Here is a 16,058-nt window from a genome sequence, read left to right on the forward strand (position 1 = left end):
TGGCGCTTGTTTCTGTGTAAGTCTGGTTCGCTGTTCATGCGATAAATTTGCGCCGGTAACGACTGTTCCAGAGATAAACGCGCTGGTGGTTGTGGGATTATTCCGCGTCGTTATCTACCAGGTCCTGCGCTCGCAGCGTCAGGCCACACAGCATGGTTGGGACCGACTGGAAGATTTCTTCGAACTGCGCTAGGTTGTCCGCGCCTTCTTGCGCCAATGCTTCCATGGCACTTTCTGGATCGTAAAGCAGGCTGAAGCATAGCAATACGCCACCAAGCAGGGCATTGTTTTCGCTTTCTTGCGGCATCACGGTTTCCCAGTCGTCACGAGCGAGCTGCCAGCCTTGAAGCAGACCCTCTGCAAACTCACGGGTGTCTGGGGTGACCAGCTCTTTGTCATCCAACGCACAGCCTTCAGGCCATTGCCAGGTGCCGGTCAGCAAGGCTTCACGGGACGCATTCCACAGATCAACAATCGCGTTGGCATAGGCTTCCAGCTCTTCATGGCTGGCAAACGGAGACGTTTCTTCGCCGCCCCACATAAAAGCCAGCCACTCAGACGGATCGATGAGGTAGGGCGCAGCAGCCATTGCCGTGACAAAACCACGAGTCTGAGCTTCGGACAGTAATTGTTGTGCCAGCTGTGGCTCGGCCAGCAGCGTTTGCAGAGATGAAGACATAATACTCTCTCAGTCATTCGGTTGATGTGGAAAGCCATCTCTGGCCCCGGTTCAGATGGCCAGTATTGTAACAGGCTCACAATCTCAGTGGCACTATTGAACGGGGATTACGGCTTTCTGTTGTAAAATTAATCAGTTGAAAGAAAGGTCAGACTTTTTTGTTGACCTCTATAAGCATAGCCACTATAGTAGCGACCCTGTTGAGGCGTTAAGCCACGACAGAAAAATGTGGTGAGGTGTCCGAGTGGCTGAAGGAGCACGCCTGGAAAGTGTGTATACGGCAACGTATCGAGGGTTCGAATCCCTCCTTCACCGCCATCATTTAGAGAAAGCCCGCTGGTTGACAGCGGGCTTTTTCGTATCTGCGTTATTTTCCAATTCTGATTGCGGCACTCACCGTGCGCTGTGTTTACAGCACCATCTCTCGCGTTTCATTCTCTCGTGTACGTATGCGCCTCGTTATTGCCCCTGTTACTCATGTGCTGCACTCGTTACGTAATTTTCACATCAGTAATAAGACCGTTGTCGTGCCTTTTTCCTATATCACTCGGTATTAAGCCATTGTGATGACCCTTAAGCCGAAGGACATTTGAATAGAGGGCATTTAATCAGAGAGGCCCCAAAAGAGAATCTTCCGTGAGAATGGGCTTCGAAAAAAGCCGCTGAAAAGAAGAACCTCAGAAAGAAAAGACTTCTGAAAAGAATCGCTCCTGGCCTCCCTCTGACTTTACTCCTTTCGAACGGTAATAAACCGTAAGAAATACAGCCAGTTTTTATTGCATCAGTACAATTTTTCCAGATGTGCGGCTATCAATATCACGATTAAAAAACCTCATGTTTTGATGCTTTGGTGTGAAATGGTTTGAAAGGTTGATTTAAATCATTGTTTACCATCGCTATCAAGGCCGTCTGTTAACAGTTGTCTGGAGTAAATCACTGGATAGTGACCGTGTGAAGTCTTGAAATCAAATTTACCCTCCTATTTAACTGTAATTTATGGAGTATTTATTGGTATCTGAGTTGGTGGCGACATGGTAAATCTTTTTTGTGTTAATGGTTGGTTAATGTGCTTAGGGTGACTCTAAGTTCTATAAATGACAGCTTACGTTGCAATTCTGGCGCTGTGTTAGCATGGTTTGTTGTCAGTTTTGGCGGTCTTAATGACGTAGTTTTGGGTTGCAGCACGTCTGTGGTGCGTGGGTAGCAAAACATGCCAAAGTGAAGCCTCAAATCAGTGGTAAACTTACCAATGTTTGAAATATTTGGTGAGTAATTCCACATAAAAACTGATTTAATAATCACATCAACTGGTCACTAATCATTAACATGGTTAATTGGTCTGCTTTGAATCTATTCTGTGGATGTTTTTACTGTGTGATGAGGTTTCGAGATGTCTGGAAAAGCCCCGTTTAATGTCAGAAGTGCTGTAGCGGATACTTTCGCGATGGTCATATTTTGTTTTATTACAGGTATGGTGATTGAGGTCTTTGTTTCGGGCATGTCGTTTCAGCAGTCATTGGCATCTCGAACCTTGGCGATTCCGGTCAATATTGCAATAGCTTGGCCGTATGGGGTATTTCGTGACATGGTGATCCGGCAGGGAACACGTTTATCAGGTTCTGGCTGGATGAAAGGAGTCTCTGATATGGCAGCTTATGTGCTGTTTCAGTCTCCGGTCTATGCCTGTATCTTGTGGGTGGTCGGTGCGGATATGGATCAGATTGCCACAGCCGTCGCCAGTAATGCGTTTGTTTCTGGTCCGTTAGGTCTGGTTTATGGCCAGTTTCTCGAAAAGTGCCGTCGTTTGTTCCGGGTTCCCGGTTATTACCAGCAGGCCTGAGTCCTGTTCCTGTTTGTAGAAACGTAATTAATCTAAGCGTAAGCAACAGCACCATACGCAACAGTGTCCGGATACGCCTGAACAGCTGAACATGAAAACGCCCCCGAGGTTAACCTTCGGGGGCGTTTGTTTTTCGTGGTTGCACCAGAGTCAGCTCGCTGACTCTGTTTTTGAGTTGCGGTTTGAACGGTGTTTTAAAGCCGCACCCTTATACCGGCTGCGTTGTGCGTTTAGCCCGGTGTTTCATCTGAATTTCCAGCTGCGGATTAGCAATCTGGATGCCATTCGCATTGAATTTATTCTTGATCCGATTGTGCAGGTCATGCGTCAGGCGTAAACGGTGCGCGGTCTCTGCAGCATAGGCTCGCACTTCAAAGTTCTGGCTGTCGGCGGTCAGAGTCAGGAAGAACACCTCCGGCGCCGGGTTATCCAGAACCAGTTCGCATTCATCCGTGGCTTCAAACAACAGTTTCGTCACCAGATCGGTATTGGCGGCATAATTTACGCTGATCGACAATGTAACCCTCGTAATTGGGTCAGATAGCGACCAGTTTACGAATTGCTCGGTCACAAAGGCTTTGTTTGGCACGATCACTTCTTTGCGATCGAAATCGACAATGGTCGTTGCACGGGTCTGGATTTTGGCGATCACCCCGGTCAGGTTGCGGATAGTGACGGTATCCCCGATCCGGATAGGTTTTTCAAACAGGATAATCAGACCTGATATAAAGTTGGCAAAAATTTCCTGCAAGCCAAAGCCCAAACCAACACCAAGTGCGGCAATGAGCCATTGCATTTTCGACCAGTCGAAACCAATCAGACCGGAGCCGACGATGATCCCCATAAAAATGGCGACGTAGCGGGTCAGTGACGTGATGGCATAACCGGTACCCGGCGACAGCTCCAGATGCTGCAGGATCAGTAGCTCCATGGCACCGGGAAGGTCTCGTGCCAGGATGGCGGTGAGCCAGAACGCCAGAATGGCGAGCAGAACGTGCTTCAGCGAAATGGAGCTGAGTTCGTCAATGCCGTCAATATTGCTGGAAACATCCCACAGTGTGACATCTCCCAGGTACGAAATCGCCTGAATAAAGTCAGACCAGACATTTGACAGCACTGCCAGATAAATCAGCAGCAGCAGCGAACGCAACAGACGCAGAGACTGGGCGCTGATTTTATCGAGGTCGACTTCCGGCTCTTCAACATCAATCTGCATTTCACTGCTGGCGTGATGGTGGTGGTGCTCGTCCTTGTCTTCCTCCACCTCTGCCATACGCTGAGCAATGATTTCTTTTCGCTTCGCTTTGGCACGTTCAAAAGCGAGGCGGCGTTTCTGGATCAGCATCAAGCGTTTGATCAGATAGTAGATCAGCAGCGTCACGACGCCGATAACCGCTGACAGCTCCAGCTTTTGCATGACTGACTGTGAAGACGACAGATAACCATTCAGGGTCGAGTAGTTCAGACCCTGCGGGATCAGAATGAGTACCCACCAGAACAGGTGATGCCCAATATGCGGCTTACCTTCAGGCAAATCGCCATAGGTCATCGGTATTTTTTCGCGGTACATCTTCCACAGGAAGTAACTGACGGCGATATTGCTGACCACGAACGCCAGTCGTCCAAGCGTGGCATTGACATCAATGTCACTGTAGAGCTGGGTAAAATTCTGGATCACCATTAGCGGCAGGTAGATCCACAAAAGTTGCTGATAATGGCGGAAACAGCGGTGTACCCGCTCTGTTTCCCAGTCAAAATGCGAAATCAGCAGGCCGTTTTCTCGTACCAGCTCCCGTATAAAGCAGTACACGACCAGCGCCAGCGGCACAGTGAGTGCCTGCCCGATATGGTGTACAAACGGGTATTGCCAGGCTTCGGTAAACATCAGGCCAACCAGGCCGACCGTCAGGGGAATTGGCCAGGCGAAACAAAAGGACAAAAACACGTTGCCGTAGCTGTAACGGAATTTATCCTGGGTCACTTTGCCGATTTTTTTGCTGGTGTCGGCAAGGTGGCGTTTCCAGCGCTTACGGGTCCAGCTCAGGCCACCAATAAGCACCGCAATCACGGTCAGGGCAATAAACATCGGCAGTTTGTCGACCGATGCCGGGAACTTTAGGAAGCCCATCCACTGATAAGGGGAGAAAAACCACTTCAGCTTGTCCCAGGTTGAAACAATCAGGTTCAGGCTTAATGGATTGGTGTCCGGCGCCCAGAACAGCTGCTTGGTTGCCTGCGCCTTTAGTTCATTGAGGTTGTTGTTCAGGCGTTCATACGAGACTTTGAGCGTGGCCTGCTGGTAAATCAGGGCATCCGTGTTGTCGATCAGCTTATCCAGCAGCAGCTGGTTCGACTCAAACAGCGCGCGTTCCTGAAGTTTCTGCTCTTCCGTCAGCTCTCCTGAGCCCGGCAGCGTGCTGGGATCGGCAATCGTATCCCGCAGTTGTTGGTATTCGTATTTTTTGATCTGGTTCTGGGCGATTTCCTTATCCAGATCATCAATAGGCGGGTTGACCGGCAAACGGTTGATCTGGGTGCGCAGGTTTTCACTGAACGCCGGGCTCAGTTTCAGCCATTCAGACATGTTTTGCAGATCGGTGGCGGTTTTCTCAACCTTGCTGATCTGCTTTTCCGTTTGTTCAATGCGTTGCTGAATCTGTTCGCTCTGATTTGAGATGTCAGTCAGTGCTGCCAGAAACCGTTTATTGCTGGCGTTCAGCTGGCGCAGAATTTCGGGCTGATCAGTATCGAAATCTGAAATCGTCTGATCGACGTCTTCGGCACTGTCGCTGTTGGCATCAATACGCAGCAAGCGAGAAATTTCACGCTGCAGGTTATTGCGGTACGCCTGGCGCGCATCAATTTCAAGATTCAGCAGCTGGATCTGTTGTTTGACCAGAGTACGACGGTTACCGGCACTGAGTTGTTCGGCTTCCAGCATCGTCAGTTGACTGACGTAGTACTGATGAGTGATCTGATGCAGCAACTGCTGCTGAGAAGTACCCGCTTGCTCTTCCAGTTGCTGCAGTGCCTGTTCTTCCTGTTTGATCTGCTCGCGCAGCTTGGCTGAACGGCTTGAGAACTCGTCGATGCCTTTCTCTATGTCCAATTGCTCAGACTTGCGGCTGTTGCGGCTTTGCTCTAGCTGCTTGAGTTTGGCATCTTGCTGACGAACGGCTTCTCTGAGTCCGTCCTGATCCAGCTTGCTGTAATCGGGAAACTCAGTCAGCGCAAATTTGTTGATTTGCTGATCCAACTGGGTAGAGCGCTCCGGGAAGGTCTCTACCAGTTTGCGGTATTGTTCGGTTTGCTGCTCAAACTCGAGGGTTTTCTCCAGCTGTCCCTGCGCGCTCATCAAAGTATCGAGCACTTTCAGGTTTTCCGGGGTATTGGCCTGGGCCTGAATTGCCTCAATACGTTTATTGAGTTGCTTCTCCCGTTCGTTGTATTGATCGCTGGCAGCGATACTGAATGCGGAAACGGTGATCAGCAATATGAACACGAATAGCCTGTTGAACATAGGACTCCGATAAAATAGGTCACTCACGAGTTAAGAGCCTTAGTCTATCAGAGCTGACAGGGGAGGGAAGCTTCGGGTTAAACCTGTGTTAATTGCTGGTGATTGAGGCAGTTTGATCTATTCGTCACCACTTAGGCCTTTTAGAGAGAAAACCCCTTGACCCCTCTGCCGTTAGCCATTAAATTAGCCGCCGTTGAGACGCACAGTGTCACAGCAAACAATTTGGTGAGGTGTCCGAGTGGCTGAAGGAGCACGCCTGGAAAGTGTGTATACGGCAACGTATCGAGGGTTCGAATCCCTCCCTCACCGCCATATTTCGGAGAGATGGCTGAGTGGTTGAAAGCACCGGTCTTGAAAACCGGCATACGTTAATAGCGTATCTAGGGTTCAAATCCCTATCTCTCCGCCACATTCTAAGCCCCAGCAGAAATGCTGGGGCTTTTTCGTATCTCCATCAGGCAGATAAGCCAAAATCGTCCGCTCTCAGACTGAATGCTTTTCTTAATCAGCAAATCTCAAAAAATGCCACTGGGTTCCGCTTAGTAAGTGCTGTGGTAAACAAGTGTTGCTGTAATCAATAATTGCGGTAAACAAAAAGCAGAGCCAGATAGTAATAATTATATTTATATGCTTCGAATAACTTGTGTTTTATGACGTAAAGTGCAGATAAAAGTCGTCATGTCTTCTTATGAATTCAGAGCTTTCATCTTAATGGTGAGGTGTTTACGGAGAGAATGAGCAATGTGTGACAATTATAGATCTTTCTGAATTTGTCTGTTATTTAATTGTATGACCTGTAATAAATGTGAGTCATAGAATACAAATTTTTTAATTATAAATAAATCCATATATTATATTTGTGATTTTTAAATTATGGCTATCAACCATCACTCTACGTTTTCCATTCATAACGGCTTATTACTTTTAAATATGTCATCTAAAATATATGCACTGTCATTATTCGTGAGCAGGCGGAAAGATGTTGATGTATTTAAAAAGTTTGCCATGGTCAGTAATAATAACTGGCGTTGCTGTAACCATTTATATTCTGTTGTTTTTCTCCTGGTTTTATCAAAAGAAAACCATACATCGCCTGAAGTATCGCGCAAGGGCGAATCAGCGTTTTCATATAGCGACTTCCGTTGCTGGCCTGGGAGTGTGGGAATGGGATATTAAGCAGGATGTGTTGGTCTGGAATCCCTATTTATATCAGCTCTATGGTATGGGTAAAAAAGAGACGCTGACGGTGGATGAATGGAAAACAAAGTTAAAACAAAGTGATGCATTCTGTATTGAACAGCTTCGTGAAATGGCAGGCAATGCCCAACAAAAGGTGATTAGACTGACAATACCAGAGTATGGCAATCGAAAGCCGAAAATTATTGAGCTGCTCGCTTGTGGGGTGCCGGGAGAACCACAGCGTCTGATCGGCACTCAACGGGATATCTCAGAAGCCATTTCTATTCAGCAGGCAATGAAGCAAGCGGCCTTTGAAGATAAACTGACCGGGCTGTGTAACTCTCGTGCTTTGACCCAGCGTCTGCAGATAACGCTGGCGGAACCGCCGAAAAACCTGTCTTTTGGCCTGATGTTCATTGATTTAGATGGCTTTAAGCAGATCAACGATACCCTGGGTCATGATGCCGGCGATGAGTTGCTGCAATGCGCGGCTAAGCGGATGCGTAGCTGTATGCGACTTGAGGATGAGGTGTTTCGGCTAGGTGGCGATGAGTTTGTGATTTGGATTCAGCTGGAAGGCGAGCGGGGCTTGCAGGCAGAAGCGTATAAAGCCCGGCTTGATCTTATTGCTGCCAAATTGAAACAAACGCTGACCCAAGCTTTTGTCTTAAATGGGAAAACATGCTTTATTTCAGCCAGTATTGGTATTGCCTGTTATCCCATGGATGCGTGTAATGAGCAGGCTCTGTTGAAATATGCTGATATAGCGATGTACCGCGCAAAACAAACCGGTAAAAACCAATTTATTTATTATTCCGATATACATAGGGAAAGTGCAAATTCTTACACAGAAAGTGCGGTTAATACAGCCTGACAAAAAAATCCAACTTTCTAGTAAATTCTTTTAGACAAATTTGATACTTGTTCTAATATTTAATAAAACAATTAAATTCTCAATAATGAACTTGACAAATTGAGAAGCATAGAAGTGTAAAACATCAGAGGTTATATCATGAAAGTAGTATCTTCGTGCTGGGCTTTTTGTGCCCGAGTTATATCCCGCCTTGCCCGTGATGAGAAAGGGGCTTCTGCCATTGAATATGTCCTGATTGCAGCTGTGGTGGTGGCTGCCGTTAGTTTAATCTCCGGAAATATTGAAAATGCTGTAAGCGCTGCAGGAGATAAACTTGAGCAGCAAGTTAGTGCTGCCAGTAGCACCATAGGATCATAATTACATGTAATAATATGGTTTTTATTTTCACATTTATATTATTGCTGTGTTCTTTATTAGACATCCAACAAAGAATAGTAAGTAACAAGCTATCCTTTTTACTTGTTTTAAATTCTATTTCTATGGTTGTTCAAAATAAAGGACTAATAGTTGGAAGTGAATGGTCATTCTGGTCACTGGTATTTGTCATTATATTAACGTTGCCCGGTTTTATTTTCGGCGTATTTGGTGGTGCTGACGTAAAAATTTTATTATCTGTGGCGATAATCAGTCCGCTTGCGTTAATGCTCAATATTTTATTGGTGTCGTTTGGCTGTTTTGCACTTTATTGGTTGTTGTTTATTCGTGATCGGCAACAGCACGGACCATTCATTCCGTGTTTGCTGGTGGGAGTCGGGCTGTCGGTATGGTTGTATTAAAGGCGGTTAAACCTATCAGCCAGTCAGTCGCTCGCCATCATCAGCAAGGGGCCGCGGCACTGGAAACCATTTTTCTGATGCCTGCCATCTTGCTGATGCTTTATACCATTGCGCACTACAGCCTGATTTTTGTTGCGATGCAGATGTTTACTTATACGGCAGAAGAGGCACTGAGGGAGAGTATCCGGTTTGTCGATGAGTCCTGCTATTACGGTGGCGGTTGCGACTCGCAAGCCCTGCAAGATGAAGTCAAAAGTAATGCGCAGGCAATTATTGGTGGGATGACACCCGGTGGAAAACTGTTTGGTCAGAGCCTGACGCAGGTCTGGACATCGGCAGAGACCAGTCAAAGTGGTAAAGCGTTTGAGATTTTGGTCGCAGATGTCGGGGAGGGTGAATGCTGTCAGGTTGTGATCCGTTATGAGTATGCCCGTTTTCCTTTCCTGCCGGCGATTTTTCACTTGCCGGTCCCTGACCAACTGACCGGATCGGCCAGATTGCAGTTATAACGAGGAAAAGCAAGGCGAACAGGAAAAGCAATGTCAGCCCGGTTTGTATCGGTGACAGGGGGCAGTCAGGAGAAAATTATGCAGGGACGTTCGTTAAAAATCGCGGCTGCAGTTTTATTGGGGCTGGCGGCGATGGTGGGGGCTTACGGGGTACATCTCAGTCAGTCTGCCGGGGTGCCGATGCCAGTGACAGTTGTTGCTCCACCGGTCAATGTCATTGAATATGCCGTTGATCTGCCCGCCGGGACCCTCATTCGGTCGGAAATGCTGCGCAGCGTCGAGGTAACGAATGCGCGCAAAGAAGATAGTCGTGATGGCTCTGACTATCTCGGACGTCGCCTGTCGCAGGCGGTAATGGCCGGAACACGGCTTCACGGCAATCAGTTTGCGGTATCCCGACCGGTTCTGGATACGCTGGAAGCCGGTTATCGTGCCTATGCTATTTCGGCCAATGCGCTGACAGTGGTGGGAGGACATCTGCAGCGTGGTGATGTTGTTGATGTGCTTTTTCTGCTGCGAGCCAACAAAGAATCCGGACAAAACAGCACGGCACGTCGATTGCTCAGTCAGGTAAAAGTGCTGGGGGTTGGTGGCGACTCTGAGAATCAGACAACGGGATCGGCTCAGGGAAAAGCCCAAGGTCATAAACAAACGGGTATCGCCAATACGATCATTCTCGCCGTACCCGAACAAGCTACACCTGAGCTGCTACTGGCTGAGAATACCGGGCAGCTCAGGCTGGCTTTAGTGGGAACAAATGAACATCAACCCGTGGTATCTATCAATAACCATGATGCCACCGTGCGATTGTCCACCAAGCAAAATTCTACCGATCAGGCTGGCACTGATCTCACTCTTACACTCACTCCCCAAATGTCTGCTCAGCCGGTGTTCCAGACTCTTGCACTGCAAGAGCCAGCCATCGAGTCACGGCCATTCACGATTGCAGCGCAGGGTATGCCCGCTTCACCTCTTGTGTCAGGGAATGACTCCAGTCATGTTGTCGCTCTGAAAACCCTGGGGGAGTACAAGGAAGTCGATATCGTGCAGGAAAAGCCAGCCCCGGTGAAATACCGTTATGTCACGCCCAGCGTAGAGATTTATCAGGGGGAATCTCGCACGCTGGTCCGGACTCGTCACTGACATTGGTTCGACAATGAATTGGAGTCTGGGATGAACATTTTCGTAATTTTGCTGCTGGCGCTATGGGGCTGGCCGTTGCTGGCCGCTTATCAGACGGTGGATTCGCCGAGAAGCGAACCCGCGAGGGGTATTGAACTGGCGACCGGGCAGCAACAGTCGCTGACCACATCTACTCGCATTGTCAGAGCGGCGATTGGCGATCCGGATATTGCTGGTCTGAAAGTATTGAGCAGTAAAGAGCTGATGCTCACCGGTAAGCAGGCTGGCTCCACCACGTTGCTGGTCTGGCAGCGCGGTACTGAAGAGCCGGTCAGGCATCGGATTCAGGTGACGCCCTATGGTGTGGCGACCGCCAATGTTCAGGTACAGACTGACATAAAAGTGGTTGAAATCAGCCGAAATGCACTGAAAGAAGCTGGATTTTTCTTTGGCAAGCAGGGCAATACTTTCTTCGGGATTGGTAACAGCGGCGCTCTGTCTGGTGGGGGCTTTGACGGCAATTTAATCAGTGGAAATAACTTTCTGCCGGGCTCTGATTCTTTCAATCTGGTTGTTGGCAATATATCGCAAGGGCTTCTGGGTACGATCAGCGCACTGAGTCGCAATGGCTTTGCCTACACCCTGGCGGAGCCCAGTCTGGTGACCATGTCGGGCCATACCGCGACGTTTTTAGCTGGGGGGGAATTCCCCTATCCCGTCAACGGGGGAGACGGGGACATTACTATTGAGTTTAAAGAGTTCGGGGTCAGGTTGAATTTAACGCCGACAGTACTGGCTGACGAGCGCATCATGCTCAAGGTTGCACCAGAGGTCAGTGAGCTGAATTATGCGCAGGGTATCAGTTCTGCCGGCGTGATGGTGCCGGCTTTATCGGTGCGTCGTACTGACACTACCGTGCAATTAGGAAACGGTGAGAGCTTTGTGATCAGCGGGCTGGTCAGCCGCAATACCATCAAAAATGCCGATCGTTTTCCGGGATTGGGCGATGTGCCGATTCTGGGGGCTTTCTTCCGATCAACCCGTTTCGACAGCAGTGATAAAGAAATCATGATGGTGGTGACGCCGCATCTTATCAAACCTTTTGCCCGAAATACGCCATTGCCACCACTGCCGGGTGAAATGTATCGCCAGTTTGAGCCTGACTTTTTTGATCTGATCTTTCTCGATGCCGAGCCGCATCCGCTGCCGGCCAACATGGGTTTTTCCCGGGAGGAGTAACATGTATCTGGCTGCTTATGATCAAGCCGGTGAGAGCAGGGCACTCATCTCGGATGCTGTCCCGTCGGGTTGCCGTCTCCACTGGATGGAAGCTCCAGAGCGGCAGACATCCCATACCCGATGGCATCAGTCACAGGTGCTGATTTTGGCCACCGACCGCTGGCCGGAACCGTCCATTGATTTGTTGATCGAGACTTTTTCGCCACGCCATATTGTATTGCTGGATCAGACGCCGGAAAGCCACTGGTATGGCATGCCTTCACGCAACAACCTTCATCTGTGTGATCCTGAACGCCTGGCAGAGACACTGGCGACCTTGGTGCAGGTGTCTGCGTTGCGGCCATCCAGTCGGCTGGCCATGATGTCGGCAAGACCCGAGTTCGACAGCGCGTTGCTGGCCATCTCGCTGGCCTGGCAAATCAGCCGGGATACGCAGCATCAGGGCGATGTCCTGATTCTGGATATCGGGCAGCCCGAAAGTGACATCCCCAGTTACCTCAATCAGCCTGCAGGTATCGATTTTATGAGCCTCGTCGAACGCAGTGCCTGCATAGACAAGAAGTGGCTGGCTGAGCAGGGGGTAGAACTGGCTCCGCGTATCCATGTGATTGGGATGTCAGAGCAGGAATACCCGTCGGCAATGACACAGGCGTCCCTGCAAACCGTCATGGATAAGCTCGAAACCATTTACAGCAGCATCATTGTCAATCTGGTCGGGATGCCGATCTGCCCGCTATTACAGTTGATGGCGCAGCGGTGTGATCAGCACTGGCTGCTGACTGATCAGAAAAATATCAGCTTGGCTCAGACCCGCCGTTTGGCAGAGATGCTTTATCAGGCTGGGGCCCGGCCGGGAGGGGTGAACCTGATCCTGGCACCGTTTTTAACACAGGTGTTGCCGGGCAGGGAGATGATTGCCGCCCAGCTGGAACTGCCTATCCGGGGGGTGTTGCCGTGCGCCCATCCGCTGACAACTGATATTAATGCCGGCACTTTGCTGCCGCCGACTGGGAGATATAAGCAGTTCCTGCGTGAAGTCGACAGGTTACGCACGCTGAAAGCAGAAAAATCCCATTGGCTGGATAAGCTGACCGGGGTGATTGCCAGAGAGGTGAACAATGAGTGATGCGATATGGTGGCCCAGCCGCGAGGTGGCGATTCAGCAGGATGAGTCCCGCCAGGAGCTGAAAGCGGATTTGCACCGTTTTGTTATCGACCGGCTGGAAGATGACGGACTGATGCAGGAAATGGAGCGGCCCGAGTTGCAAACCCATGTGTATGACTATGTGCGCACTTACCTGAAACAACAGCAGGTGGTTGGCTTTCAGAATGAACTGACCGGGCTGGTGAATGAGCTGCTGGATGAAATCCTCGGCTTTGGGCCATTGCAGAACCTGCTTGATGATGACGAGGTCGACGATATCCTCATTAACGGCCCACGGCTGATCTATGTGGAACGCAAAGGGCAGTTGTCCCAAGTGCCGTTTCGTTTCATGAACGATCAGCATGTGCTGCGGGTTATTCGGCGAATGATTGCACCTCTTGGTCGGCGGATTGATGAAGCTAACCCAATGGTGGATGCCCGTCTGCCGGATGGTAGTCGGATTAATGCGGTGATCCCGCCTCTGGCCATTGACGGGCCTTGTTTGTCAGTGCGCAAATTCAAAACCGATTGCATGACGGCAGACACCCTGATCCAGAACGGGGCGATGAGCGTGGCAATGCACCAGTTGCTGAGGCAATGTGCCGCGGCCCGCTGCAACATCTTGATCAGTGGCTCAACCGGGTCGGGTAAAACCACTCTCTTGAATGTGCTCAGCCAGTACATTAACGCCGGTGAGCGGGTGGTCACCATTGAAGACGCCGCCGAGTTGCAGTTGCAAAACGGTCACGTTGTCAGGCTGGAAACCCGCCCGCCGAATTCAGAAGGACAAGGCGAGGTTACGCCGCGGGATCTGCTGAAAAATGCCCTGCGGATGCGGCCAGATCGCATCATTCTCGGGGAAAGCCGCGGCGGTGAAGTGCTGGATGTGCTGCAGGCTATGAATACCGGGCATTCAGGCTCAATGAGTACCCTGCATGCCAATTCACCGCAGGATGCCCTGTTAAGGCTGGAAATGATGGTGACGATGGCCGGCTTCAATTCGACGTCAGCACTGGTCAAACAGATTATCGCCACCGCATTGGATTTGGTAGTGCAGGTTGCGCGATTGCCGAACGGAAAACGAGTGATTACTCACATTGTGGAGATACAGGATGTGGCCGATGGCCAGATTCGAACCCAGCTGCTGTACACCTTTAAAGGCGGCGATTTTTCGAGTGTCGATACGTTATCGACTGCACTGAGAGCATGGTTGGAGGAGGCCGAGTGAATCTGTTGTTTGGGCTGGCTATCGTGTTGTTGTGTGCTGGGGCAGCGTTGTTACTGTTGGCTGCGCGTGCCGGTACACAGGTTGAGGCCGAGCCGTCTGCGGTAGCAAACGCTGACCGTGCATCGGCCAACTCCGCTGTTGGTAAAGCCGAACTGGGTTCGCTCCGGCCTGTTGGGTGGCGCGAGCGTCTGGCCGAACGCTGCCAGAAACTGGGACTGACAACGTCACCGGTATTCTGGACAGCGGTTATCAGCGTTTTTGTTGCAGGAGAGTACGTGATCGCTTACCGGGTGGGTTCCGTCGGTTCTGGGCTCTATGGTGTAGTGCTGGTCGCGTGCATTGTTTTTTGCGGGCAGTGGCGGAAAGTGGCAATCCGGCGCCGGATTCTGTTGCAGCTGCCGGGGCTAGTGGAACAAATCAACCGCCGGGTCAAAGTCGGGATGTCACTGTCGCAGGCGGTCGGGCGCTCCGTCAGTGTCTTGGAAAATCCCCTGCGGGACATTGTTGAGCGTGCCATCCGTCGCGAATCTTTGGGCACTGATCTGGATGCATCGTTTGCCAAAGAAGCCCGGGTAACCGGCGTGAAGGAATTCCAGCTGTTGGGGGCGGTTTTTCGGGTCAACCGGCAGTTTGGCGGCAGTGTAAGCCAGTCGCTGGATAACCTGATTGAGCTGCTGTACCAGAATGAGCGCAGCCAGCGGGAACTGAAGGCGATGACGGGGGAAACCCGGATTACCGCCTGGGTCATGGGCGTTACTCCCTCGGTAATGGCGATGTACTTGTTAGTGACTGATCCGCAGGGAATTCAGACGATGTGGTTGGATCCAGAAGGTCGCCAGGCATTGTATTTTGCATTGGGGGCGCAGGCGGTCGGCGCGCTGGTTTTGTGGCGGATGCTGCGTTCGCTGTCATAACGTGCTGACGCTTCACACTCTCACACTCTCACGCGGTCACGGGAAACGGAATGATGTTGAGGTAAAGCAGGGAGGTCTGCATGTGGTTATCTCTCAGTGTATCAACCGGGTTGTTCATCAGTGGACTGGTGTTACTGGTACTGGCTGCCGGGCTGTTTTTGTGGTCAGTCAGACAACAACGCATCAGGCGTGTAGAGCAGAACCTCGCGCAGCGACTGGGTAAAACCGGACGGCGTGAAGCGGTGATACAACAGAGTCAGGCTTTGTGGAGTCGCACCAAACGGCAGAAGATCCCTTCCCTGGCAGAAGTGCAGCAATTATTGCGCAAGGCGGGGTATATCTCGAACCGGGAACAGACGCTTTGCCTGATGAAACTGTTGGTGACATGGCTGCTAATCCAGTTGCTGGTGGTGATCCCAGTGGTTCAGGGGCAGATCGCCACGGAACAGATGCTGAGTTTACTGGTGATCAGTCTGGCGGGAGGGCTGTACGGTGCCCTGCAATGGCTGAAGCAGAAAGTTGCACAGCGTTCCCGGATCATTGATGAAGAGCTGGTTGTGGGACTCCAGATGATGAAAACCTTGTGGGATGTGGGCTTGTCACTGGAAAGTATTTTGCGAGCCTACTGCCGGGAATTGGGAAATCTGACCCCTGAGCTCACTAAAGAGATGCAGCTTGCGCTGAATAAAATTGAGGCCGGACAGGAGCGCTCAGCCGTGTTCTCCGTGCTTGCCCGTTCAACAGATTCTCAGGGGTTGCAGGATGTCCTGACGATGTTTGCTCAGGTTTCGGATTCCGGCGGCAGCCTGTCGACCTCACTGACTCAGCTGACATTGCTGCTGCGAGATCGACGTCGTACGCAACTGCAGGAGAAAGTCACCAAGTTGTCAGGGAGGATGTCGGTGGTGATGATGATTTTTCTGTTTCCGGCGCTGTTTGTGGTGCTGGCGGGGCCGGGCATGATAGCACTCAGCCAGGCGATCGGTTTTTAAACGCTTTCAGTCGATGCTCTGAGAGCCGTGATTATCAGCATG

The 16,058-nt window shown here is 50.5% G+C and carries 13 protein-coding genes and 3 tRNA genes; 14 read left to right on the top strand and 2 right to left on the bottom strand.

What is annotated here, in order from left to right; translation table 11 throughout:
* Positions 1–97: 97 nt before the first annotated feature.
* Positions 98–679, bottom strand: coding sequence for a UPF0149 family protein (locus tag C9I92_RS11635; RefSeq protein WP_047883292.1), 582 nt, complete (start codon positions 677–679; stop codon positions 98–100).
* A gap of 230 nt (positions 680–909) precedes the next feature.
* Between C9I92_RS11635 and C9I92_RS11640 the strand changes: the two genes are divergently transcribed.
* Together C9I92_RS11640 and C9I92_RS11645 are read left to right on the top strand one after the other, a co-directional pair.
* A tRNA-Ser gene (locus tag C9I92_RS11640) sits at positions 910–997 on the top strand.
* 1,072 nt (positions 998–2,069) lie between these two features.
* The gene (locus tag C9I92_RS11645) at positions 2,070–2,519 is read left to right on the top strand and encodes an L-alanine exporter AlaE (protein WP_047883293.1); all 450 of its coding nucleotides are present in this window, start codon (positions 2,070–2,072) and stop codon (positions 2,517–2,519) included.
* Positions 2,520–2,727: 208 nt separating this feature from the next.
* Here the strand turns inward: C9I92_RS11645 and mscM are convergent, their stop codons facing one another.
* Positions 2,728–6,039 carry a miniconductance mechanosensitive channel MscM gene (mscM, locus tag C9I92_RS11650; protein ID WP_047883294.1) on the bottom strand — a complete coding sequence of 1,104 codons (3,312 nt, stop codon included), beginning with the start codon at positions 6,037–6,039 and terminating at the stop codon, positions 2,728–2,730.
* Positions 6,040–6,263: 224 nt separating this feature from the next.
* Between mscM and C9I92_RS11655 the strand changes: the two genes are divergently transcribed.
* The 12 genes from C9I92_RS11655 (at position 6,264) to C9I92_RS11710 (ending at position 16,016) form a co-directional block, all read left to right on the top strand.
* Positions 6,264–6,351, top strand: a tRNA-Ser gene (locus C9I92_RS11655).
* Between the two features lie 6 nt (positions 6,352–6,357).
* Positions 6,358–6,448, top strand: a tRNA-Ser gene (locus C9I92_RS11660).
* A 570-nt stretch (positions 6,449–7,018) separates the two neighbouring features.
* Positions 7,019–8,092 carry a sensor domain-containing diguanylate cyclase gene (locus tag C9I92_RS11665; protein ID WP_047883295.1) on the top strand — a complete coding sequence of 358 codons (1,074 nt, stop codon included), beginning with the start codon at positions 7,019–7,021 and terminating at the stop codon, positions 8,090–8,092.
* A gap of 138 nt (positions 8,093–8,230) precedes the next feature.
* On the top strand, positions 8,231–8,449 hold the full coding sequence (locus C9I92_RS11670) for a Flp family type IVb pilin (protein ID WP_107193856.1): 219 nt from the start codon (positions 8,231–8,233) through the stop codon (positions 8,447–8,449).
* Positions 8,450–8,463: 14 nt separating this feature from the next.
* Positions 8,464–8,868: a prepilin peptidase gene (locus C9I92_RS11675; protein ID WP_047883296.1), complete on the top strand. Its 405-nt coding sequence runs from the start codon at positions 8,464–8,466 to the stop codon at positions 8,866–8,868.
* Positions 8,856–9,377, top strand: coding sequence for a TadE/TadG family type IV pilus assembly protein (locus C9I92_RS11680; RefSeq protein WP_053061693.1), 522 nt, complete (start codon positions 8,856–8,858; stop codon positions 9,375–9,377). The genes C9I92_RS11675 and C9I92_RS11680 overlap by 13 nt, the downstream gene beginning before the upstream one ends.
* A gap of 30 nt (positions 9,378–9,407) precedes the next feature.
* A complete protein-coding gene (gene cpaB, locus C9I92_RS11685) occupies positions 9,408–10,520 on the top strand; it encodes a Flp pilus assembly protein CpaB (protein ID WP_047883297.1) in 1,113 nt (370 codons plus the stop codon).
* 30 nt (positions 10,521–10,550) lie between these two features.
* Positions 10,551–11,738 (top strand): type II and III secretion system protein family protein, encoded by a 1,188-nt coding sequence (locus C9I92_RS11690; protein ID WP_047883298.1) that lies wholly within the window; start codon positions 10,551–10,553, stop codon positions 11,736–11,738.
* A gap of 1 nt (position 11,739) precedes the next feature.
* Positions 11,740–12,864: a P-loop NTPase family protein gene (locus tag C9I92_RS11695; RefSeq protein WP_047883299.1), complete on the top strand. Its 1,125-nt coding sequence runs from the start codon at positions 11,740–11,742 to the stop codon at positions 12,862–12,864.
* Positions 12,857–14,110, top strand: coding sequence for a TadA family conjugal transfer-associated ATPase (locus C9I92_RS11700; RefSeq protein WP_047883300.1), 1,254 nt, complete (start codon positions 12,857–12,859; stop codon positions 14,108–14,110). Before C9I92_RS11695 ends, C9I92_RS11700 begins: the two co-directional genes overlap by 8 nt.
* Positions 14,107–15,024, top strand: coding sequence for a type II secretion system F family protein (locus C9I92_RS11705; protein WP_053061694.1), 918 nt, complete (start codon positions 14,107–14,109; stop codon positions 15,022–15,024). The genes C9I92_RS11700 and C9I92_RS11705 overlap by 4 nt, the downstream gene beginning before the upstream one ends.
* Positions 15,025–15,104: 80 nt before the next feature.
* The gene (locus tag C9I92_RS11710; protein ID WP_053061695.1) at positions 15,105–16,016 is read left to right on the top strand and encodes a type II secretion system F family protein; all 912 of its coding nucleotides are present in this window, start codon (positions 15,105–15,107) and stop codon (positions 16,014–16,016) included.
* Positions 16,017–16,058 lie beyond the last annotated feature (42 nt).

Source organism: Photobacterium ganghwense, assembly GCF_003025595.1.
Classification (GTDB): Bacteria; Pseudomonadota; Gammaproteobacteria; order Enterobacterales; family Vibrionaceae; genus Photobacterium; species Photobacterium ganghwense.

What these genes read in the sequence shown, in the direction of transcription:
- C9I92_RS11635 (WP_047883292.1), bottom strand. Translation starts at nt 679, where the DNA reads ATGTCTTCATCTCTGCAAACGCTGCTGGCCGAGCCACAGCTGGCACAA.
- C9I92_RS11645 (WP_047883293.1), top strand. Translation starts at nt 2,070, where the DNA reads ATGTCTGGAAAAGCCCCGTTTAATGTCAGAAGTGCTGTAGCGGATACT.
- mscM (WP_047883294.1), bottom strand. Translation starts at nt 6,039, where the DNA reads ATGTTCAACAGGCTATTCGTGTTCATATTGCTGATCACCGTTTCCGCA.
- C9I92_RS11665 (WP_047883295.1), top strand. Translation starts at nt 7,019, where the DNA reads ATGTTGATGTATTTAAAAAGTTTGCCATGGTCAGTAATAATAACTGGC.
- C9I92_RS11670 (WP_107193856.1), top strand. Translation starts at nt 8,231, where the DNA reads ATGAAAGTAGTATCTTCGTGCTGGGCTTTTTGTGCCCGAGTTATATCC.
- C9I92_RS11675 (WP_047883296.1), top strand. Translation starts at nt 8,464, where the DNA reads ATGGTTTTTATTTTCACATTTATATTATTGCTGTGTTCTTTATTAGAC.
- C9I92_RS11680 (WP_053061693.1), top strand. Translation starts at nt 8,856, where the DNA reads ATGGTTGTATTAAAGGCGGTTAAACCTATCAGCCAGTCAGTCGCTCGC.
- cpaB (WP_047883297.1), top strand. Translation starts at nt 9,408, where the DNA reads ATGTCAGCCCGGTTTGTATCGGTGACAGGGGGCAGTCAGGAGAAAATT.
- C9I92_RS11690 (WP_047883298.1), top strand. Translation starts at nt 10,551, where the DNA reads ATGAACATTTTCGTAATTTTGCTGCTGGCGCTATGGGGCTGGCCGTTG.
- C9I92_RS11695 (WP_047883299.1), top strand. Translation starts at nt 11,740, where the DNA reads ATGTATCTGGCTGCTTATGATCAAGCCGGTGAGAGCAGGGCACTCATC.
- C9I92_RS11700 (WP_047883300.1), top strand. Translation starts at nt 12,857, where the DNA reads ATGAGTGATGCGATATGGTGGCCCAGCCGCGAGGTGGCGATTCAGCAG.
- C9I92_RS11710 (WP_053061695.1), top strand. Translation starts at nt 15,105, where the DNA reads ATGTGGTTATCTCTCAGTGTATCAACCGGGTTGTTCATCAGTGGACTG.